Genomic DNA, 19,043 nt, shown 5'->3' with positions numbered 1-19,043 from the left:
CGTCAGGTATCCCTGTCCAGGCGCGCCTCAAGCGCGGCGATGCGCGTGCGCAGCTCGGTCGAGCGTTCCTGAAGCCGGTCGCGCAGCAGGTTCTGTTCGCGCAGCAGCGTCGCCAGGACCAGGCCCAGATCGGCCCGCCAGGGGGCTTCGGGGCGGGGCAGGTCCTGCTGAAAGCTGGCAAGGTCGACGGCGCAGCCCGGTAGCGTTTCAAGCTGGGACAGACCCTGTCTGACCCGCTCGGCCACCGTGTCGAACCCCTGGGCCCCGGCGATGAGGTCCTTGTCTTGCTGCTGCAACACCACCCCGGCGCGATGGGTGATCCAATGGGCCAGATCGTCCGGAACATCGGCCAGATGCAGGGCGCGGGTCAGTTCAAGCAGACGGTCGTCCAGCCGCGGATTGACGTCCTTTTCCGGCACCACCCAGCCATGGCGCCCCGGCGGATTGTCGTAATCCAGCCCGAACAGCGACAGGAAATCGCGAAACAACCCGCCATCGCGCCGAAAGTCTTCTTGATAGGGACGCAAGAGCACCGCCTCGGCGCCGAAAATCTCGATCCAGGGGCGCAGCGCCAGGGCATAGTCGTAATGCACCGGCTCCATCACCTGGCAGACGGCGGTGTTATAGTCGGTGGTGGCCGCGCTCATCTTGACCATCTGGTTGTACCAGGACCGCAGATGCGCCGCCGGGCTGCGCAGATAGGCAATGATGCGAATGTCGATCTTGCCGCGCACGCCCGACACGATATCCCCAAGCCGCGCGCCGGCGGCCGGATGCGCGCCCAGGCGCATGAACTCTTCGGAACTGATCAGCACGGTTTTGGCAGGGCTGGCCAGCACCGCCTCGAACAGCTCAGACCAAAGCTTTTCTGGCGGCGTAGGGTCTTTGTAGCCATGCATCAGCGTCTGCACCTTCGCAGCGCGATACAGAGAAAAGGCAAATTTGGAATGTTTGCCGTGATGGCGGAACACCTCGGTATAATCCAGCCCGTGGCGGCGCAGCTTCTTGGCGTTCTGGCTTAGAAAGACCTGAAGCGCGGTGGTGCCCGTCTTGTAGTGCCCCACATGGATATAAAGGGTTTTTTTCATCTGCTCTGGTCTCGTCGATCAGGTCCGGGCGCGGGCCTGACCCGGTCTACGCCTTATGGATGAGCAGCGCCGCCGTTTCAAGCAAGCTTGCCCTGCCGCCTACCGGCTGCGGATCAGCTCGAGGTGGTTTTCGATGGCTTCGTCCACGTCACTGAAATACAGCAGCTTGCCCTCGCTCAGCAAAATCCCGGCATCGCAGAATTCGCGCACCTGGGTCATGTCATGCGACACCAGGATGGCGCTGGCGTTCTTGACCCGGTCCTCGAAGTATTTCTGGCTTTTGGCGCGAAAGGCCGCGTCGCCCACCGCCGTTGCCTCGTCGACCAGGTAGGTGTCAAAGCGGATCCCCATCGAGGCGCCAAAGGTCAGGCGCGAACGCATCCCCGAGGAATAGCTGCGCACCGGCATGTGGAAATGTTTCCCGAGTTCGGCAAAATCTTCTACGAAATCCACCAGCGCATCGGAATCCACCCCATAGATCCGGGCGATGAAGCGCACGTTTTCGGCCCCCGTCAGCTGGCCATGGAACGACCCGGAAAACCCCACCGGCCAGGAAATCGACCCGTCGGTGACCACCCGGCCGGTATCGGGGCGGATGGTGCCGGCAATGATCGACATCAGCGTCGACTTGCCCGCGCCATTGCGCCCCAACAGCGCCAGCGACGCCCCCGTCGGCAGGGTGATGTTGAGATGGTCGATCACCACCTTGCGTTCGCCGCGCACCCAAAAGCTCTTGCTCAGGTTTTCGAACCGGATCATGGCCTGCGCCTAACTGCGGTCGCGGATCGAATAGTAGATCAGCGCCAGGGTCGACCAGATCAGCAACAGGAACAGGCCGGTCAGCCCGATGATCGTCATGCGCTGCGGGTATTCGCTGGTTTCGGCGCGGGTGGGCTGCACATAGGTCGCCAGATAGCGGCTTTGCCGCGACGCCTTGGCCCGCGCCACATCGACCGCCGCCAGCGAGGCGCGATAGCTTTCCTCGGCAAATTCGCGGTCCACCACCAGCCCTTCGTATTCGGCGATCAGGGTCGGGTAATCTTCGCCAAAGCCGCTGCTGCCCACCGTATCCGAGGTAAAGGCCCGGCGTTCTTCGCCGATGCGGTTGCGGATCGCCTCGATGCGGCGGCGCACCTGGTTCAGGCGCGGGTCGTCCTCGTTGGTCTGCTCGCGCAGCAGGTCGTATTCGATCAGCGCCGAGGCCAGCTGTTGCTGAAGCCCGTTCATCACCCCCATGCGCCCCTGCAAATCGGCGCTGGGATCTACGATGGTGGTGCGGGTGCGGAAATTGGTCAGCGCCTCGCGCGCCTCTTTCAGGCGGGCCACGGCCTCGTCCAGTTCGACCTCGGCATAGCGCATGGCGTCTTCGCGGGCCTGGTCGTTCAGCGCGTTGATCATCGCCTGGCCTTCCAGGATGATCTGGCGGGCAATCGCCTGCGCCTTGTCGGGGTCAAAGGCCAGGACACGCACATCCATCAACCCCGACCCCTGGTCATAGGAAATCCGCACGATGCGCTGCCAGTATTCGCGCAGGTCCTCGATGCTGGCCTCGGGGCTGAGCGCAAAGATCGGGTCAGAGGCCCAGTAGCTGCCGTAATGCTCTTTCACGCCGACCTTTTCGTCGATCGTCTGCACCAGCGCCTGGCTGAGGATGAATTCGTACAGGATGTCCCCATCCGACGAGGTGCTGGAACCGGCCAGCTGCGCCAGCCCGCCCAGAACCGCCGAGGCGCCGCCGTCCTCTTCCTGACGCACGGTGAACCCGGCGGTCGAGGCGTATTGGTCATCCGCGATCACCGCCATGTAGATCGCCACCAGCGCAAGCGGCAAAAGCACCACAAGACCGAAGGACAGCACAAGCCCCCGGTGACGGCGTTTCATCCGGGCTGCCGGAACGGTCGGGCGCAGGGGGCGCTTTGCCCCGGCCGCCTTGCCCTGCCCCGGCTGGCCTGCCGGCACGGGTTTGGGCGCCGCGACCACGGGCTTCGGGTGTTCCGCCCCACCGCCCTGTGACGCATCATTCATGGCACTCAACAATAAGCTGTTTTGATTTCCCCGGCACTCTTACATACTGAGGTGGCGAATGCCAATATCGGAACCACCGCATGTCCTTGCCGCCGCCCCTGACAGCCCCCCAGGCCCCGCGTATCCTGCAGGAACGCCCGAACCGGAAATTTGCCAGTTTCCGGGCGGTTTCGGCTCTGATGTTGCGGGAAATGGCCACGCGCTACGGCAATTCCCCGGGCGGCTACATCTGGGCCATCCTCGAACCGCTTGGGGCGATCCTGGTCATGGCCCTGGCCTTTTCGCTGATCGTGCGCAGCCCGCCGCTGGGCAACAACTTCATCCTGTTCTACGCCACCGGCTTCATGCCGTTCCAGCTGTACCAGCAGATCTCTTCGACGGTCAGCAGTTCGATCAACTTTTCGCGCCCGCTGCTGCAATATCCGGCGGTGACCTGGGCCGATGCGGTCATGGCACGGCTGTTCCTGAACGCGCTGACCGGGGTTCTGGTCACGATCATCGTGATGTCCTCGTTGCTGATCGTGACCGACACCAAGGTTCTGCTGGACCTGTCGCCGGCGCTGGCCGCCATGTCGCTGGCCATCCTGCTGGGGCTTGGGATCGGGTCGGTCAACTGCGTTCTGTTCGGGCTTTTCCCGGTCTGGAGCCAGATCTGGGGCATCCTCAACCGTCCGCTGGTGCTGGCCTCGGGGGTGATCTTTCTGTTCGATGACCTGCCGCCTGCGATCCAGGACATCCTGTGGTACAACCCGCTGATCCACGTCACCGGCGAGATGCGGACCGGTTTCTATCCGACCTACAGGCCCGACTACATCTCTTTGTTGCTGCCGGCCCTGATCGGGGTCATCACGCTGTTCTTTGGCGTCCTGCTGATGGGGCGCTACCACCGCGACCTGCTGAACAACCGCTAGGGCCGCTTTTGCGCCCAGCCGACCACCCGGTCATGCGGCACATCCGTGCGCCGCAGCAGCCCGTCGCGCAGCGCCCGCAGCACCAGCAGGACAAAGGCCCGCCGTTCGCCCGAATGGTGGCGCACCTTCAGCAGCCATTTGCCCGCCGCCGCCACCAGCACCAGCGGAAACAGCCACCCCGAGGCCATGCGGTAGACCATCAGCAGGTTGCGGTAGTGGTAATAGCTTTTCCACAGCGGGCGAAACCGCTTGTCCGCGTCGGTCATGGTGGAAAAGTCATGCTCGAACCGGATCGTCGGGTCGAACAGGATGCGCCCCCCCGCCCGGGTCAGCCCCAGCGTATACAAAACGTCATCGCCATAGATGAACAACCGCCCATCGGGATAGCCCACCCGTTCGATCCCCGCGCGCGACACGAACAACCCCACAAACGACGCGCCGTCGATGCCGCAAGGGGTCGTCGCGCCATATTCCGCCTGCCCGATATGAAACCCGTCGCGCCCCTTGCCCGTCAGTGTCCGCCACAGCACCTTGCGGTGCCAGAACGGGTTGATCGAGGGGCGGTTCATGTCACAGATCCGCCCGTCCAGATGATAGACCGCCGCGGCCCAGGCCTCGGCCCCGCTGCGATCGCTTGCATGGAACCGCGCCAGCGCCCCCGGTTCGGGGCGCGCGTCGTCATCCATGACCACGATCCAGTCAGGGTCGAAGCGTTTGACCGCCTCGCGCATTCCGGTTTCGAACCCCCCTGCCCCGCCAAGGTTCGTCTTGCAGCGGATCACAGTCAGCCGCGGATCGCCCTCTTGCCCGGAGAGCCATTCGGCCGTGCCATCATCCGAGGCATTGTCGACCACGACAACGGCCGCCAGGTCGGCCTTGGGGCTGGCCAGAAGGCGCGGCACGGTCACCTGCAATTGCGCAAGCCGGTTGTAGGTCACGACCACGGCCACCAGCCGCCCCGCCCCATGATCTGTGCCCACTGCCATCGCGCCCGCCCATCCCTTGGACAACCCTTCGTTGCGGGGGCAAAGGTCACAAACGCCCCCCCTTGTCAAATGACGCGTGACCCATCAGGTTGGCGCCGCCTGCAAAGGCACCTGTGTGTGACCCGAAAGAAAGGACAGCGGAGCCCATGGACATCGAAACCACGGCGATTGACGGTCTTGCCTTTCTCACCCCCAAACGGTTCGGCGACAACCGCGGTTTCTTCAGCGAAAGCTGGAGCGCCGAGCGCATGCGTGATGCCGGGTATGACATTGATTTCGTTCAGGACAATCATTCGATGTCCGAACAGACCGGCACCCTGCGCGGCCTGCATTTCCAGGCGCCCCCCCATGCCCAGGCGAAACTGGTGCGCTGCGGGCGCGGACGGCTGTTCGATGTTGCCGTCGACATCCGCCGCGGCAGCCCGACCTATGGCCATTGGATCGGCGCCGAGCTGAGCTTTGACAACGGCAAGCAATTGCTGATCCCCGAAGGCTTCCTGCACGGCTTTGTCACGCTCGAACCGATGACCGAGATCATCTACAAATGTTCGCACGGCTATGCGCCCCAGGCGGACGGGTCCGTGCATTGGGACAGCTGCGGCATCGACTGGCCCCTGACCGGCACCCCGACCCTGTCCGAAAAGGACGAAAAAGCCGTGCCGCTTGCGGATTTCGACAGCCCCTTCGCGTACCAAGGATAAGCCATGAAACTTCTGGTCACCGGCGGCGCCGGTTTCATCGGGTCTGCGGTTGTACGTCTGGCCATCGCGCGCGGGCATCAGGTGGTGAACCTCGATGCGCTGACCTATGCCGCCTGCCTTGATAACGTGGCCAGTGTCGCGGACGCCCCCGGTTACAGCTTTGTGCAGGCCGATATCCGCGACCGCGCCGCACTGGATGCGGCCTTTGCGGCGCACCAGCCCGACGCGGTGATGCATCTGGCCGCCGAAAGCCACGTCGACCGCTCGATCGACGGCCCCGGCGATTTCATCGAAACCAACATCACCGGCACCTACAACATGCTCGAAGCGGCGCGCAGCTATTGGGTCGCCCAAGGCAAGCCCGAGACGTTCCGCTTTCACCACATCAGCACCGATGAGGTCTTTGGATCGCTGCCCGCCGATCCGTCGGTGATGTTCACCGAAGACACGCCCTACGATCCGCGCAGTCCTTATTCTGCCTCCAAGGCCAGTTCCGACCATCTGGTGCGGGCCTGGCATGAAACCTATGGTCTGCCCGTTGTGTTGACCAATTGCAGCAACAACTACGGCCCCTTCCATTTCCCCGAAAAGCTGATCCCGGTGATCATCCTCAACGCGCTGGCGGGGAAGGCTTTGCCGATCTATGGCGACGGCAGCAACATCCGCGACTGGCTGTATGTCGAGGATCACGCCGACGCGCTGCTGCTGGTGGTGGAAAAGGGCGCGGTTGGCCGGTCCTACAACATCGGCGGCGAGAACGAGCGCAGCAACCTTGAACTGGTGCAGACGCTGTGCGGCATCCTTGACGGGTTGCGCCCGCGCGCCGATGGCAAAGCCTATGCCGAGCAGATCACATTCGTCACCGACCGCCCCGGCCATGACGCGCGCTATGCCATCGACCCGGCCCGCATCCGCGAGGAACTGGGCTGGCGGCCCTCGGTCACCGTCGAAGAGGGGCTGCGCCGCACCGTGCAATGGTATCTGGACAATGAACCCTGGTGGCGCGCCCTGCAGGCCCGTCACGGGGTGGGCGAAAGATTGGGGACAAAGGCATGATCCTGGTATTTGGCAAAACCGGTCAGGTCGCGACAGAACTGGCGCGCCTGGCGCCCGATGCGATCTTTCTGGGCCGCGATCAGGCCGATCTGAGCGACCCTGCAGCCTGCGCAAAGGCCATCCACAGCCACACCCCCGACGCCGTGATCAACGCCGCCGCCTATACCGCCGTCGACCGCGCCGAGGAAGACGAGGCGCTGGCCACGGTCGTCAATGGCGACGCCCCGACCGCCATGGCACAGGCCTGCGCGGCGCTGGACATCCCCCTTGTGCATATCTCGACCGACTATGTCTTTGACGGGACCGGCGATGCGCCCTGGAAACCGACAGATCCAGTGGCGCCGCAAAACGCCTATGGCCGCAGCAAGCTGACCGGCGAGGAAGGCATCCGCGCATCAGGCGCCCGCGCGGTGATCCTGCGCACCTCTTGGGTGTTTTCGGCGCATGGCAACAACTTTGTCAAAACCATGCTGCGGCTGTCGGAAACCCGCGACGCGCTGTCGATCGTCGATGACCAGATCGGCGGGCCAACCCCGGCACGCGGCATCGCAAGCGCCTGTCTGACAATCGCAGGCGCGCTGATGGCGGGGCAGGGCCGCGGCACCTATCATTATGCGGGCACCCCGGCGACCAGCTGGGAATGTTTCGCGCGCGAAACATTTGGTCTGGCGGGGCGTCAGGTGGCCGTCACCGGCATTCCCACCGCCGATTACCCGACCCCGGCAAAACGCCCGCTGAATTCCCGCCTCGACTGTTCTTCGCTGACAGCCGACTTTGGCATTCCCCCCCCCGATTGGAAGGCCGCTTTGGCCGAAACAGTGACTGAATTGAGAACATGACACAGCGCAAAGGCATTGTTCTGGCGGGGGGTTCCGGCACCCGTCTGCACCCGCTTACCACCGGCGTCTCGAAACAACTGATGCCGATCTATGACAAGCCGATGATCTACTATCCGCTCAGCGTGTTGATGCTGTCCGGCATCCGCGAGATTGCGGTGATCACCACGCCGCAGGATCAGGCCCAGTTCAAGCGCACCCTTGGCGACGGGTCACAATGGGGGGTGCAGTTTACCTACATCGAACAGCCCAGCCCCGACGGCCTGGCGCAGGCCTATCTGCTGGCCGAGGATTTCCTGGATGGCGCGCCTTCGGCGATGGTTCTGGGTGACAACATTTTCTTTGGTCACGGCTTGCCGGAACTGCTGGCGGCCGCCGATGCCGCGCCGGGCGGGTCGGTCTTTGGCTATCGCGTCACCGATCCCGAACGCTATGGCGTCGTCGATTTCGACAAGGATGGCACCGTGCGTGCGATCATCGAAAAGCCCGAGGTCCCGCCCTCGTCCTACGCGGTGACCGGGCTGTATTTCCTCGATGGTTCCGCGCCAGAGCGCGCGCATCGGGTCAAACCCTCGCCGCGCGGCGAGCTTGAGATCACCTCGCTTTTGGAAAGCTATCTGAAGGACGGGCTTTTGTCGGTGCAGCAGCTGGGGCGCGGCTATGCCTGGTTGGACACCGGCACCCATGCCAGCCTGCTGGACGCGGGCAATTTCGTGCGCACCCTTGTGACGCGGCAGGGGTTGCAGGTCGGCTGCCCCGAGGAAATCGCCTATGCCCAGGGCTGGATCGACGCCGATACCCTGCGCCGCCACGGCGAGATGTTTCAGAAAACCGCCTATGGGCAGTACCTGTTGCGACTGCTGAAATAGACTCTGTTTCGCGCGCGAAACATTTCAGGCTGTAGAAAAACAGGCTCTAAACCCCGGCTTAGAGTCTATTTCATTTCCGCCTCAAGCCAGGCCATCAGCCGGGCCTGAAAGGCCTCGTCGACCTTGGCGCCGGTGATCTCGATCCGGTTTTCCTTGACCCGCAGCTTGAGCCCCGCGGCGATCTGGTGATCTTGCGGCCCGGGCTTGCCGCGTGCCTTGATGGCGGCCTTGCTGCGGCGCTTCATGATGCTCTGGATCACCGCCTGTTCGGCCTCGGGGCTGTCCGGTGCGGCATCGCCCAGGGCGCGGGTCAAGGCCAGGGCCAGCCCCGGGTCTTCCTCCAGCACCTTGGCCAGCGCCAGCCCCAGCCGTTCACCCAAGGCCGCCGGAAAGCGCAGCGCGCCGTCCAGCGCCTGCACCACCCGGGCAAAGCTGCGGATCTTTGACCGCTTGGGCCGGCTGGCGCTTTGGAACAGGGTCAAAAGCGCGGCTTTTTCCGTCTCGAACACACCGGCATCAACCGCTTTCAGGGCAATCCGGGCGCGTTCGAAATAGCTTAGCCCGACGCGGATCTCGTTTTCCTCGACCATGGCCTGATAGGCCTCGGGCGCGTCTTCGGGGCGGCGCAGCAGGGCCTGCACGGTGCCGGGGCCTTCGCCCTCCTGCGCCAGGCGCGCAATCGCCTGACAGCGCCGCCAGCCGGAAATCAGCCCATAGCGGCCATCCCCCAGCGCCACCACCTCGATCGGGTTTTGCTGACCCCGCGCCCGGATCGAGGTCACAAGCGTCTCTAACTCGCCTTCATCCAGCAGAACCCGGTCACGCACCAGATGGTCCAGAACCACCGCAGACAGAGGCAGATCCAGCACCATGCGGCCATTGGCGCGGGCCTGTTCGATGCTATCGCTCAGCTCGCGCAGCGCAGACGTGGCCGAAGCATCGCCCGCCACATCGGCAATCGGCGCGCGCGGCAGGGGTTTGGGGGCAAGGGCCCCGTCGTCGGGGATGAACATCGGATTGGCGGGGGTCAGGCGTTTGCGGGCCATGTCGTGTGCTCTCCTGTCACTCGGCGGCGGCGGATTGTGCGGCCAGCTCGTCGCGGCGCCAGCTGCCGACCAGAAGCTGCTTGAAGGCGGCATAGGTGGCATCGAAGGTTTCGCGCCCGCGCACGTAGGTTTCGCGGTTGAAGTCGCGGTAATCGGCCTCGTAGATGCCGCGCACCTGTTCACCGGCCTGGCCGATCAGCGCGGTGAAATCCTGTTTGTGCGGCGACAGGGTAGAGCCAAGATAGCTTTGCATCAGCGCCGAAAGTTCCGCCTGCTGCGCGCCGTCATAGCGGGTGATCACCGCGCGCACCGCGTCCCATTCAAAGTTCAGCTCGGACCGGCCAAGGGCGCGGGCGGCCAGGTTTTCCGCCTCTTCGATCGACCCGAAGGTGGCGTGCAACATGTCAAAGAAACGCCCGGTGCTGTCGAATTCCAGGAAGGACGCGCCCAAAGGCACCAGCAGGATATCGGCCGCCGCCAGCCCGTTGATCGTCAGGTAGCCAAGCGCCGGGGGCGTGTCGATGAAGATCACGTCATAGCGATCGAGGATGCCGCTGGCCTCAAAGCTGTCGGTCAGCGCATCCCACAGCTTCCAGCCGCGCGCCTGCATGCGCCAGACCGGCACCTGAAATTCCGCCCAATACAGGTTCAGCTGCGCGCCGATCAGGTCGATGTTGGGCCAATGGGTCGACTGGATCAGGTCACTGGCGCTGACGGTCAGGGCCTCGCTCAGGGTTTCGTCCAGCGGCACCGGGGCCTCGCCCAGATCGGCGCGGCGCTGGTTGGCCTCGCGCAGGTGGGTGGCGTAATGGCGGGCAAACAGCGGAAAGACGGTTTGCCATTCGTCTTCGACCTTGCCGCCAAAGATCGAGGTCATGCTGCCCTGGCTGTCCAGATCGACCACCAGCACCTTGTAGCCGTCCAGCGCCGCGCTCATCGCCAGGTGCGCCGCCGTGCTGGTCTTGCCGACGCCGCCCTTGAAGTTGGCCACCGCGACCATTTTCGCCGGCAGCCCCTTGGGCCGGTAGGGCATGTATTCCTTGGTTTTCGATCCTTCCTGGCCGAAATGCGCCTTGAGCCGCAGCACCTCGTCAAAGGTGAACCACTTGGCGCCGCTGGCGGTTTCGGACACGCCTTGCGGCAGGTCGGGGTTCTGTTTCAGCACGCGGCGGAAATGGCCCTGCGCCACGGGGATCAGGTAGCGGGTGATTTCCCAGGTGGAAAACCGCCGCAGCTGACGGCCGCCGCTTTCCTCAAGACCGCGGGTCGCCAGATCGCTGCGCCCGGCTTCGCAGGCGCGGGCGATGGATTGAAAGCGGTCGGTGGTGGCGGGCTGGCCAAGGGCGGCGCGGGCCTCGTCGGGGTTGATGTTGAAATAGGGGGGCAGGTCCCCCCGGGTCTCTGCTCGCATGTGGGCCTCTGGCGGTTCGGGCGCTTTTGATGTGCGCTGTTTTCGCCAGTGTATCCAAAAACAGCGCACATGAAAGAGAAAGCTGAACATCCCTTGGGTTTTCTTGGCATTTCAACGCTTTGTTCCAAGAGGGGGGATGCCGGGGGCCGCGCGGTTTGGACCAGGGATCAAACCCGTGCCTGTTATTTTTTGTTATTTATAGGTTACAGGGATCCCCGCTTTTGCGCAATCTTCTGGAATCCCACGTTTTTTTGTCATTCCGGGAAAGGCAGGCGACTCTGATCCCCCGATAGGGCGACTCCGATACACCGAGGCGGCGACTCTGATCCGCCGATCCCGCGCTTTACGCATCCTGTGGATAACTCTAGGCTGGGTGTCACTGAAACCCCGAAAGGAATCGGGGGCACGCGGACCGCGCAAACGACGGCCGCACCGAGGATAGAGCAAGGCGGGGCAGGGCGCCCCGGACAGCAGGCGAGGGTCACATGACAGCAGCGACAGGCCGCCCCGGCGCGCTTTTGCCCGACAGGCATCCGACCGGGGATTTCTTTGTCTGCGATATCTTCGGGGCCAGCCCCAAGGACGATCTGGGCAGCATGGAGCATCCGATCTTTTCGCTGAGCACCCGGCCCGACCGGCGCATCCTGAGCTATGCGCACAACGGCGTGCAGGTCGAGGTGACGCCTTCGGTGCGCGGCCGCGCCACGATCCATGACAAGGATATCCTGATCTATTGCATCAGCCAGCTGGTGGCGGCGCTGAACGCCGGGCGCGCGATTTCGCGCCGGCTGACGCTGCGCGCCCATGACCTGCTGGTGGCCACCAACCGCGACACCTCGGGCGACAGTTATACCCGCCTCAAGGAGGCGTTTGAACGGCTGGCCGGCACCCGCATCACCACCAACCTTGAAACCGGCGGGGTGGAAACCACCAGCGGCTTTGGTCTGATCGAGGCCTGGGAAATCCGCCGCCGCAGCCGGGGCGGGCGGATGATTTCGGTTTCGGTGACGCTGAGTGACTGGCTGTTCCGGGCGGTGCAGGCGAAATCGGTGCTGACGCTGTCGCGCGATTATTTCCGCCTGCGCAAACCGCTGGAGCGGCGGGTCTATGAGCTGGCGCGCAAGCATTGCGGCCGCCAGCCGGAATGGCAGATCAGCACCGCCACCCTGCACAAGAAATCCGGCAGCGCCGCCCCGGTGCGGGTGTTCCGCGCGGCTTTGCGGCGGATGGCCGCCGAAAACCACCTGCCCGATTACGAAATGGTGGAACGCGACGGCGACCTGTTTCATTTTAGCCGCCGTGCCAGCGTGATCGAAACCGCCAGCGCCCCGATCCTGTCGCCGCAGGCGCTGGAGGCCGGGCGCGTGCTGTGGCCCGGGGCGGATATCTATGCGCTCGAGGCCGAATGGCAGGCAGTCCGGGCGCGCAGCGGGCAAAGCCTGCAGGATCCGGACCGTGCCTTTCTGGGCTGGCTGAAAAAACGCCGCGCCGCGGGCTAGGCGGCAAGAGGGGGAAAGACAGATGCGTCCTGGACTGATGACACTGCTGCTGGCGGCGGGGCTGCTGGCCAGTCCCCCGGCCATGGCCGGAGCCGGTCAGATCGGGCTGGTCTGCGCGATGCCGCAGGGGGCAACCCTGCCCGCCCAAAGGCTGTGCGCGGCGATGGCCGCCTCGCTGGGGCAGGTGGCCCCGGGGGCGCCGGTGGTGCAGGGCGATGGCGCAGGCCAGGCGGCGCTGCAGCTGACCTTGCAGGTGACGCGGCAGGGCCGCGGCGGGCTGACCGGACATCTGCAATGGCAGGACGCCGGGGCGCGCCAGATGAAAAAAGGCCCCGACGTTCAGTTCAACGTAATGGATACCGGGTTAGATTCGGTCCCGATGGGCGGCTTTACCGATGCTCTGGTCGCCTCTGATCCGGGGTTGCTCGCGGTGCTGCGGGCCCTGGACGGGCACTGAAAAAAGGGCGCGTGCCCATGGAAAATGAACCACCGCGGCCTAATTGAGGCCACAAAACAGGACTAGACCGCCGCGCAACGCTTGCCGGTCGGGGGCGATCCCGATACCCCTGCGGCGCATCCGGAAATTGCAAACCCAGGCCCTCTTTCTATCAATGGTGATGACACATGCTTAACTCTTCCACGACCACTGCCCTGATCGGGGATCAGGCGGACACGACGCAGACGATGACCGCCCATGCCCCTGTCGGAACCTTTGACCAGATGGCCGTCTACCTGACGGATGGCTATTGGCAGGACCGCGGCGGCGTGGGGGCACAGTGGAACACCACGCAAAGCAACGTCATCACCGTCGATCTGTCCGGCCTGACCGCGGTGGGCAAGCAGATGGCCCGCTGGGCCTTTGAGGCCTGGGAAAGCGTGACCGACCTGGAGTTCGTCGAAACCGGCCCCGGCGCGCGCATGGTCTTTACCGATCACCAGTCCGGCGCCTTTGCCAGCTGGAGCAGCACCAACGGCTATATCACCAGCGCGACGGTCAACATCAACGTCAGCTGGCTGCCCGCCACCGCCTCGATCGACGATTACGCCTTTTCGACCTATGTGCACGAAATCGGCCATGCCCTGGGCCTGGGGCACCAGGGCGATTACGACGGCAACGCCACCTATGGCTGGGATGAAACCTATGCCAACGACAGCTGGCAGCTGTCGATCATGTCCTATTTCAGCCAGACCGACAACTATACGGTCGATGCCAGCTATGCCGACCTGATCACCCCGATGCTTGTCGACATCGTCGCGATCCAGGCGCTGTATGGTACCCCCGACAGCGGCAGCGCCACCGCCGGCAACACGGTCTGGGGCGCGAACAGTTCGCTGGACGGCTACATGGGCGATTTCTTTGATGCGGTGTCCGGCACCGGCGGCGGCAGCGTGTACCAGGGCGGCTCGGTCGCCTTTACGGTCTATGACCTGAACGGCACCGACCTGGTCGATCTGACCTTCAGCGACACGGACAACCGGGTCGACCTGCGCCCCGAGATGTTCTCGGACGTGAACGGGCTGATCGGCAACGTCGGCATCGCCCGCGGCACCATCCTGGAGAACCTCAATACCGGCGAAGGCAATGACACGGTCACCGGCAACACCGCCGACAACGTGATCAACACCAATGGCGGGCATGACAGCGTCCGCGCCGGTGACGGCGCCGATGTGGTCTGGTCGGGCCGGGGCAACGACACGGTCTATGGCGGCATCGGCAATGACCTGCTGGGTGGCCTGGACGGCGCCGACAGCATGTATGGCGAGGATGGCAACGACACGCTGTATGGCGGCGGCTGGGCCGACGTCATGGATGGCGGCACCGGCAACGATTTCCTGCGCGGCGACAATGGCAATGACACCATCTATGGCGGCGACGGCAACGATGTGCTGGGCGGCCGCCTGCACGAAGACGTTCTGGACGGCGGCGCCGGCGACGACGGCCTTTGGGGCGGCGGCTGGAACGACACGCTGATCGGCGGCGATGGCAACGACACCATGGGCGGCGGCGATGACGACGACGTGCTGATGGGCGGCGCGGGCTTTGACGACCTGCGCGGCGGCGGCGGCAAGGATACGCTGGACGGCGGTGACTGGTCCGACGTTCTGGACGGCAGCTTCAGCGATGACAGCGTCATGGGCGGCAATGGCAATGACACCGTCTATGGCGGGGTCGGCAACGACTATGTCGATGGCGGCGCCCACAACGACATCATCTGGGGCGGCTGGGGCGATGATACCATCGTCGGCGGCTCCGGGGCCGACACCTTCCTGTTCGGCAGCGCCTTTGGCACCGACGAGATCCGCGATTTCAACATGGCCGAAGGTGACGTGATCCGCCTGAAGGCCGGGCTTTGGACCGCCGAGCACGGCACCCTGACCGAGGCCGAGATGATCGCCGAATTCAGCAGCTTCGACGCCTCGGGGAACCTGGTGCTGGACTTTGGAAACGGCAACAGCCTGACCCTGATCGGGGTGACCACGACCGCCGGGCTCGAGGCGGGGCTGGAAATCTTCTGACGATCCCGGAAAAGGGCCGCCCCCAGGCCGGCCCTTTCGCCCAAAGGGCATGTCAGGGCGCGGCTTTTCGGGGCCGCGCCTTTTGCTTTCGGGCGGTCCTAAATGTCACGCCCGCCCGTTTCGGCCATTGATGTAAGACGCGATAAAGGGCAAACAGGGCTCACCCTGAGCGAGAGCGACAAGATCAGACGCACAAGCGTGTATTTCCGTAGCAGCAGACCGTTCTGATTGAGAGCCCTATGAAGAATGCGAACATCCTTGCCCATCGCGGTTGGTGGGACACGGCAGACCAGAAAAACACCCCCTTTGCGTTGCAGCGCGCGCTCGAGGCCGGATACGGGATCGAGACCGATTTTCGCGATCTGAACGGCGCGCTGGTGGTGTCGCACGATCCCCCCGCAGGGCAGGATATCCTGGGCGCCGAAACCTTCTTTGGGTTGTATTCCGATCTGTCGGCCAAGGGGCGTCTTGCACTCAACATCAAGGCCGACGGGTTGCAGCAGATGCTGCTGGACGCGCTGCAGGGCGCCGGGGTCGACCTGCAATCGGTCTATGCCTTCGACATGGCGGTGCCCGATGCACTGGGGTATCTGCCCACCCCCATTCCCGCCTATACCCGGATCAGCGAATACGAGGCCGTGCCCTCGTTTCTGGACCGCGCCGCCGGGGTCTGGGTCGACAACTTCACCGGCGATTTCCCGCAGGTCGCCGAGGCCGCGCGCCTGATGGGGCAGGGGCATCGGGTGGCCATCGTTTCGCCTGAACTGCACCGGCGCGACCATCGCGCGCTTTGGGATGACATCGCGGCCGCCGGGCTGCACGAAAACCCGCTTTTCGAGCTGTGTACGGATCTGCCGCACATGGCCGCTGACTTTCTAGGAACGGACTCATGATCAAAGCTATTTTGTGTGACATGGACGGCGTGCTGATCGATGCCAAGGACTGGCATTACGAGGCGCTGAACCGCGCGCTGGAACATTTCGGCTATACCATCAGCCGCGAAAGCCACCTGTCGACCTTCGACGGCCTGCCGACCCGGCAAAAGCTCAAGATGCTGTCCAAGGCGCGCGGACTGCCCGAACAGCTGCATGAATTCCTCAACGCGCTGAAACAGGCCTATACGCTGGAAATCAGCCACCAGCGCTGCAAGCCGGTGTTCAACCACCAGTACGCGCTGTCGAAACTGAAGGCCGAAGGCTACAAGATCGCCGTCTGCTCGAACTCGGTACGCCAGTCGGTCGAGGCGATGATGAAGCTGTCGGCGCTGGAACCCTATCTGGATGACATGGTGTCCAACGAAGACGTCTCCAAGGGCAAGCCCGATCCGGAGATGTATCTCAAGGCGATGAACGGCTTTGGCCTCAAGCCCGAGGAATGCCTGATCCTGGAAGACAACGACCACGGCATCCAGGCGGCCATCGCCAGCGGCGGCCACCTGCTGAAGATCGGCGTGCCCGACGACGTCACCTACCAGGCCATCAAGGCCCGTATCGCCGAAATCGAAGCAGCCTAAGCGGAGCCCGAAGACATCATGCAAGTCCTTATCCCGATCTCCGCCCGCTCCTCGTTCTTTCCCGAAGAGGATTATTTCTTTCCCAAGCCGCTGATCGAAGTGGCGGGTCGCCCGATGATCGAACTGGTCATCACCCAGCTGAAGAAACAGCTCAAGGACCCGAACTTTGTCTTCGTGATCGACCGCGAAGATGCCCGCGCCTTTTCCATCGACCGCACCGTCGAGTTGGCCGCAGGCCCCGGCACCCGGGTGATCGAACGCATGGGCGAAACCTCGGGCGCGCTGTGTTCGTGCCTGTTGGCGATCGACGCGCTGGACCCGGAGGCGCCGCTGCTGATTTCCAACAGCGACCAGATCACCAGTGCCGACCTGGGCGCCCATATCGCGCGCTTTGAAAAATCCGGCGTCGACGCCGGGGTCGTGACCTTTGATTCCATCCACCCGCGCTGGTCCTACGTGGTGGAAACCGGTGACAACCGCGTCGCCCAGACCTTCGAGAAAAAGGTGGTGTCCCGCCGCGCCATCGCCGGGCTGTATTACTTCCGCAAGGCGGGCCAGTTCCTGGATGCGGCACAGAAAACCATCCTCAGCGATGTGAATGTCGATGGCGCTTTCTTCATCTCGTCGGCGATCAACCAGACCATCCTGGATGGCGGCGACGTGATGTTCTCGACCATCGACGGGCGCCAGTACCACAGCTTTTACGCGCCCTCGCGGATCACCGAATTCGAACGCAGCGACCTGGCCGCCAGCCTGCGCGCCGGGCCCAAGGCGGCGCAAAGCGTCAATGTCATCATTCCCGCCGCCGGCGAGGGTAGCCGCTTTGCCAAGGCCGGCTGGAAAAAGCCCAAGCCCTTCATCGACGTCGAAGGCCGCCCGATGCTGGACCATGTCATCGACAACGTCGCCCCCGCCGGGGCCAGCGTGTCGCTGCTGCTGCGCGCCGCCCATATGGATGCGCAGCCCGCCATCGTGCACGGCTTTGAAAAGGCCGGGGTCGACATCCTGCCGGTCGACAAGCTGACCGAAGGCACCGCCTGCACCGTGCTGCTGGCGCGCAAGGTCTATGACAACGACCGCCCGATGATGGTGGCCAACTCTGACCAGCTGGTCGATTTCGATGTCACGGATTACGTGCAGGATTGCCTGGATCGCGGGCTGGATGGCTCGATCCTGGTGTTCCGCGATCCCTCGATGGACCCGAAATGGTCCTTTGCCAAGCTGGACGATCAGGGCCTGGTCACCGAAGTGGCCGAGAAAAAGCCGATTTCCGATCTGGCGACGGTGGGCATCTACCTGTTCACCCGCGGGCGCGATTTCGTGTCTGCCACCGCCGACATGATCGCCGCCAATGAACGGGTGAACGGCGAATTCTACACATGCCCGGTCTATAACTACATGATCGCCAACGGCGCCCGCATCGGGGTCTACGAGGTGGCGATGGACGCCATGTCCGGCCTTGGCACCCCCGAAGACCTGACCGCCTTGCTCAAGGCGCGCGGCTCTGCCCCGTCGCAGGACATGCCGGACTGATCCGGTGCGGGTGATTGTCCCCCTGGCCGGCCCGGATTTCGTCCGGGAGGGCGGCGCGCTCAAGGCGATGATCCCGCTGGACGGGCAGCTGCTGCTGCGCCGCGTGCTGACAAGCCGCCCCTGGGCGCAGGGCGTGGCCCCCGAAGATCATGCCTTTGTGCTGATCGACGGGCCAGAAACCCGCGCCTTTGCGCGCGGTGAACTGGCGCAATGGTATCCCGGTGCCTCGGTCACCTTCCTGTCGCGCTACACGCGCGGCGCGGCGCTGAGCGCGCTGGCGGGCATGGTAAGTGGCGCCGACATGGGCGAACCCATCGTCGTCGATCTGGCGGATATCCTGTACACCAGCACCCTTGATCCCAAGGCCATGTTCGCGGCCAACCCCGCCTGCGGTGGCATTGCGCTGACCTTTCCTTCGGACAATCCGGCCTACAGCTATCTGCGGCTGGATGCCTTTGGCGCTTTCTCCGAGGCTGCGGAAAAGCGCGTGATTTCGAACAATGCCTCGGCCGGGACCTACATGTTCCGCGATCTGCCCACCTATCTGCGGGCGCTGGCCCACGGGCTGGAAAACGCCGCCAGCCAGACCTTTCGCGATCTGTTCTTTGTCTGCCCGCTGTTCAACGGCGTGCATGATCAGGGCAAGTCGGTGCTGCTGGCCCCCGTCACGGACGTGACCGATATCAAAGTGGAGACAAGCCATGTCTGACATTCGCACCCTGACCGCCGCCTATGTGGCCGCCTTTGACGCCCGCGACCTGGACAAGGTCGCCGGGTTCCTGGCCGAGGGTTTCCAGCTGACCGACCCCGAGGTCACCGCGCTGACCCCGAAACCGGCGGTTCTGGACTATATCAAGGGCCTGTTCGACGCCCACCCCGGCCTGAGCTTTGTCGCCCACCGCGTGCTGGTGGATGGCGATGCCTCGGTCATCCATTTCACCCTGACCCTTGGCGAAACGGTTCTGGACGGCGTCGATGTCATCGCCTGGGACGGCGACAAGATGACCAGCATGCAGGCCTACCTGACGCCGCGCGGCTAAGCTCGAAAGGGA

19 protein-coding genes are annotated in these 19,043 nt (G+C 64.1%); 13 read left to right on the top strand and 6 right to left on the bottom strand.

Annotated elements, in window-relative coordinates:
* Positions 1-2: 2 nt before the first annotated feature.
* From QF118_RS19750 to QF118_RS19740, 3 genes are all read right to left on the bottom strand, one after another.
* Positions 3-1,088: a sulfotransferase family protein gene (locus QF118_RS19750; RefSeq protein WP_282302670.1), complete on the bottom strand. Its 1,086-nt coding sequence runs from the start codon at positions 1,086-1,088 to the stop codon at positions 3-5.
* 99 nt (positions 1,089-1,187) lie between these two features.
* Positions 1,188-1,847, bottom strand: coding sequence for an ABC transporter ATP-binding protein (locus QF118_RS19745; protein ID WP_282302669.1), 660 nt, complete (start codon positions 1,845-1,847; stop codon positions 1,188-1,190).
* Positions 1,848-1,856: 9 nt separating this feature from the next.
* The gene (locus QF118_RS19740; RefSeq protein ID WP_282302668.1) at positions 1,857-3,113 is read right to left on the bottom strand and encodes a KpsE/RkpR family capsule polysaccharide export protein; all 1,257 of its coding nucleotides are present in this window, start codon (positions 3,111-3,113) and stop codon (positions 1,857-1,859) included.
* Between the two features lie 80 nt (positions 3,114-3,193).
* On the opposite strand from QF118_RS19740, the gene QF118_RS19735 reads away from it, so the two are divergent.
* A complete protein-coding gene (locus QF118_RS19735) occupies positions 3,194-4,024 on the top strand; it encodes an ABC transporter permease (RefSeq protein WP_282302667.1) in 831 nt (276 codons plus the stop codon).
* On the opposite strand, the gene QF118_RS19730 is transcribed toward QF118_RS19735, so the two are convergent.
* Complete coding sequence (locus QF118_RS19730; protein WP_282302666.1) at positions 4,021-5,010, bottom strand: glycosyltransferase; 990 nt, start codon at positions 5,008-5,010, stop codon at positions 4,021-4,023. The two genes, QF118_RS19735 and QF118_RS19730, sit on opposite strands and share 4 nt — an antisense overlap.
* 146 nt (positions 5,011-5,156) lie before the next feature.
* On the opposite strand from QF118_RS19730, the gene rfbC reads away from it, so the two are divergent.
* Genes rfbC through rfbA form a run of 4 tightly spaced genes read left to right on the top strand, consistent with a single transcriptional unit; the run spans position 5,157 to position 8,472 of the window.
* On the top strand, positions 5,157-5,711 hold the full coding sequence (rfbC, locus tag QF118_RS19725; RefSeq protein ID WP_282302665.1) for a dTDP-4-dehydrorhamnose 3,5-epimerase: 555 nt from the start codon (positions 5,157-5,159) through the stop codon (positions 5,709-5,711).
* A 3-nt stretch (positions 5,712-5,714) separates the two neighbouring features.
* A complete protein-coding gene (rfbB, locus tag QF118_RS19720; RefSeq protein WP_282302664.1) occupies positions 5,715-6,767 on the top strand; it encodes a dTDP-glucose 4,6-dehydratase in 1,053 nt (350 codons plus the stop codon).
* Positions 6,764-7,606 carry a dTDP-4-dehydrorhamnose reductase gene (gene rfbD, locus QF118_RS19715; RefSeq protein WP_282302663.1) on the top strand — a complete coding sequence of 281 codons (843 nt, stop codon included), beginning with the start codon at positions 6,764-6,766 and terminating at the stop codon, positions 7,604-7,606. The genes rfbB and rfbD overlap by 4 nt, the downstream gene beginning before the upstream one ends.
* Positions 7,603-8,472 carry a glucose-1-phosphate thymidylyltransferase RfbA gene (rfbA, locus tag QF118_RS19710; RefSeq protein ID WP_282302662.1) on the top strand — a complete coding sequence of 290 codons (870 nt, stop codon included), beginning with the start codon at positions 7,603-7,605 and terminating at the stop codon, positions 8,470-8,472. The genes rfbD and rfbA overlap by 4 nt, the downstream gene beginning before the upstream one ends.
* Positions 8,473-8,537: 65 nt before the next feature.
* On the opposite strand, the gene QF118_RS19705 is transcribed toward rfbA, so the two are convergent.
* Both QF118_RS19705 and QF118_RS19700 read right to left on the bottom strand, forming a co-directional pair.
* Complete coding sequence (locus QF118_RS19705) at positions 8,538-9,518, bottom strand: ParB/RepB/Spo0J family partition protein (RefSeq protein WP_282302661.1); 981 nt, start codon at positions 9,516-9,518, stop codon at positions 8,538-8,540.
* 16 nt (positions 9,519-9,534) lie between these two features.
* Positions 9,535-10,929 (bottom strand): AAA family ATPase, encoded by a 1,395-nt coding sequence (locus QF118_RS19700; RefSeq protein WP_282302696.1) that lies wholly within the window; start codon positions 10,927-10,929, stop codon positions 9,535-9,537.
* 485 nt (positions 10,930-11,414) lie between these two features.
* Between QF118_RS19700 and QF118_RS19695 the strand changes: the two genes are divergently transcribed.
* From QF118_RS19695 to QF118_RS19660, 8 genes are all read left to right on the top strand, one after another.
* On the top strand, positions 11,415-12,428 hold the full coding sequence (locus QF118_RS19695) for a replication initiator protein A (protein ID WP_282302695.1): 1,014 nt from the start codon (positions 11,415-11,417) through the stop codon (positions 12,426-12,428).
* A gap of 22 nt (positions 12,429-12,450) precedes the next feature.
* Positions 12,451-12,885, top strand: a complete 435-nt coding sequence (locus QF118_RS19690; protein WP_282302694.1) for a hypothetical protein — start codon at positions 12,451-12,453, stop codon at positions 12,883-12,885.
* Positions 12,886-13,052: 167 nt separating this feature from the next.
* Positions 13,053-14,945, top strand: a complete 1,893-nt coding sequence (locus QF118_RS19685; protein ID WP_282302693.1) for a M10 family metallopeptidase C-terminal domain-containing protein — start codon at positions 13,053-13,055, stop codon at positions 14,943-14,945.
* Between the two features lie 239 nt (positions 14,946-15,184).
* The gene (locus QF118_RS19680; RefSeq protein ID WP_282302692.1) at positions 15,185-15,838 is read left to right on the top strand and encodes a PI-PLC domain-containing protein; all 654 of its coding nucleotides are present in this window, start codon (positions 15,185-15,187) and stop codon (positions 15,836-15,838) included.
* Positions 15,835-16,458 (top strand): HAD family hydrolase, encoded by a 624-nt coding sequence (locus QF118_RS19675; RefSeq protein WP_282302691.1) that lies wholly within the window; start codon positions 15,835-15,837, stop codon positions 16,456-16,458. Before QF118_RS19680 ends, QF118_RS19675 begins: the two co-directional genes overlap by 4 nt.
* A gap of 18 nt (positions 16,459-16,476) precedes the next feature.
* Complete coding sequence (locus QF118_RS19670; protein WP_282302690.1) at positions 16,477-17,991, top strand: glycosyltransferase family 2 protein; 1,515 nt, start codon at positions 16,477-16,479, stop codon at positions 17,989-17,991.
* Positions 17,992-17,995: 4 nt separating this feature from the next.
* Positions 17,996-18,700: a glycosyltransferase family protein gene (locus QF118_RS19665; RefSeq protein WP_282302689.1), complete on the top strand. Its 705-nt coding sequence runs from the start codon at positions 17,996-17,998 to the stop codon at positions 18,698-18,700.
* On the top strand, positions 18,693-19,031 hold the full coding sequence (locus QF118_RS19660) for a nuclear transport factor 2 family protein (RefSeq protein ID WP_282302688.1): 339 nt from the start codon (positions 18,693-18,695) through the stop codon (positions 19,029-19,031). The genes QF118_RS19665 and QF118_RS19660 overlap by 8 nt, the downstream gene beginning before the upstream one ends.
* The last annotated feature ends 12 nt before the right edge of the window (positions 19,032-19,043 follow it).

The sequence above is a fragment of the Tropicibacter oceani genome, from assembly GCF_029958925.1.
Taxonomy (GTDB): domain Bacteria; phylum Pseudomonadota; class Alphaproteobacteria; order Rhodobacterales; family Rhodobacteraceae; genus Pacificoceanicola; species Pacificoceanicola oceani.
This window is presented reverse-complemented; position numbering and strand designations above follow the sequence as displayed.

Bases quoted from the DNA above. Each gene is read 5' to 3' on its own strand.
- QF118_RS19695 (WP_282302695.1), top strand. From the start codon at position 11,415: ATGACAGCAGCGACAGGCCGCCCCGGCGCGCTTTTGCCCGACAGGCAT.
- rfbC (WP_282302665.1), top strand. From the start codon at position 5,157: ATGGACATCGAAACCACGGCGATTGACGGTCTTGCCTTTCTCACCCCC.
- QF118_RS19675 (WP_282302691.1), top strand. From the start codon at position 15,835: ATGATCAAAGCTATTTTGTGTGACATGGACGGCGTGCTGATCGATGCC.
- QF118_RS19745 (WP_282302669.1), bottom strand. From the start codon at position 1,847: ATGATCCGGTTCGAAAACCTGAGCAAGAGCTTTTGGGTGCGCGGCGAA.
- QF118_RS19685 (WP_282302693.1), top strand. From the start codon at position 13,053: ATGCTTAACTCTTCCACGACCACTGCCCTGATCGGGGATCAGGCGGAC.
- QF118_RS19740 (WP_282302668.1), bottom strand. From the start codon at position 3,113: ATGAATGATGCGTCACAGGGCGGTGGGGCGGAACACCCGAAGCCCGTG.
- rfbB (WP_282302664.1), top strand. From the start codon at position 5,715: ATGAAACTTCTGGTCACCGGCGGCGCCGGTTTCATCGGGTCTGCGGTT.
- QF118_RS19670 (WP_282302690.1), top strand. From the start codon at position 16,477: ATGCAAGTCCTTATCCCGATCTCCGCCCGCTCCTCGTTCTTTCCCGAA.
- QF118_RS19680 (WP_282302692.1), top strand. From the start codon at position 15,185: ATGAAGAATGCGAACATCCTTGCCCATCGCGGTTGGTGGGACACGGCA.
- QF118_RS19730 (WP_282302666.1), bottom strand. From the start codon at position 5,010: ATGGCAGTGGGCACAGATCATGGGGCGGGGCGGCTGGTGGCCGTGGTC.
- QF118_RS19750 (WP_282302670.1), bottom strand. From the start codon at position 1,088: ATGAAAAAAACCCTTTATATCCATGTGGGGCACTACAAGACGGGCACC.
- rfbA (WP_282302662.1), top strand. From the start codon at position 7,603: ATGACACAGCGCAAAGGCATTGTTCTGGCGGGGGGTTCCGGCACCCGT.
- QF118_RS19705 (WP_282302661.1), bottom strand. From the start codon at position 9,518: ATGGCCCGCAAACGCCTGACCCCCGCCAATCCGATGTTCATCCCCGAC.
- QF118_RS19700 (WP_282302696.1), bottom strand. From the start codon at position 10,929: ATGCGAGCAGAGACCCGGGGGGACCTGCCCCCCTATTTCAACATCAAC.
- rfbD (WP_282302663.1), top strand. From the start codon at position 6,764: ATGATCCTGGTATTTGGCAAAACCGGTCAGGTCGCGACAGAACTGGCG.
- QF118_RS19735 (WP_282302667.1), top strand. From the start codon at position 3,194: ATGTCCTTGCCGCCGCCCCTGACAGCCCCCCAGGCCCCGCGTATCCTG.
- QF118_RS19660 (WP_282302688.1), top strand. From the start codon at position 18,693: ATGTCTGACATTCGCACCCTGACCGCCGCCTATGTGGCCGCCTTTGAC.
- QF118_RS19690 (WP_282302694.1), top strand. From the start codon at position 12,451: ATGCGTCCTGGACTGATGACACTGCTGCTGGCGGCGGGGCTGCTGGCC.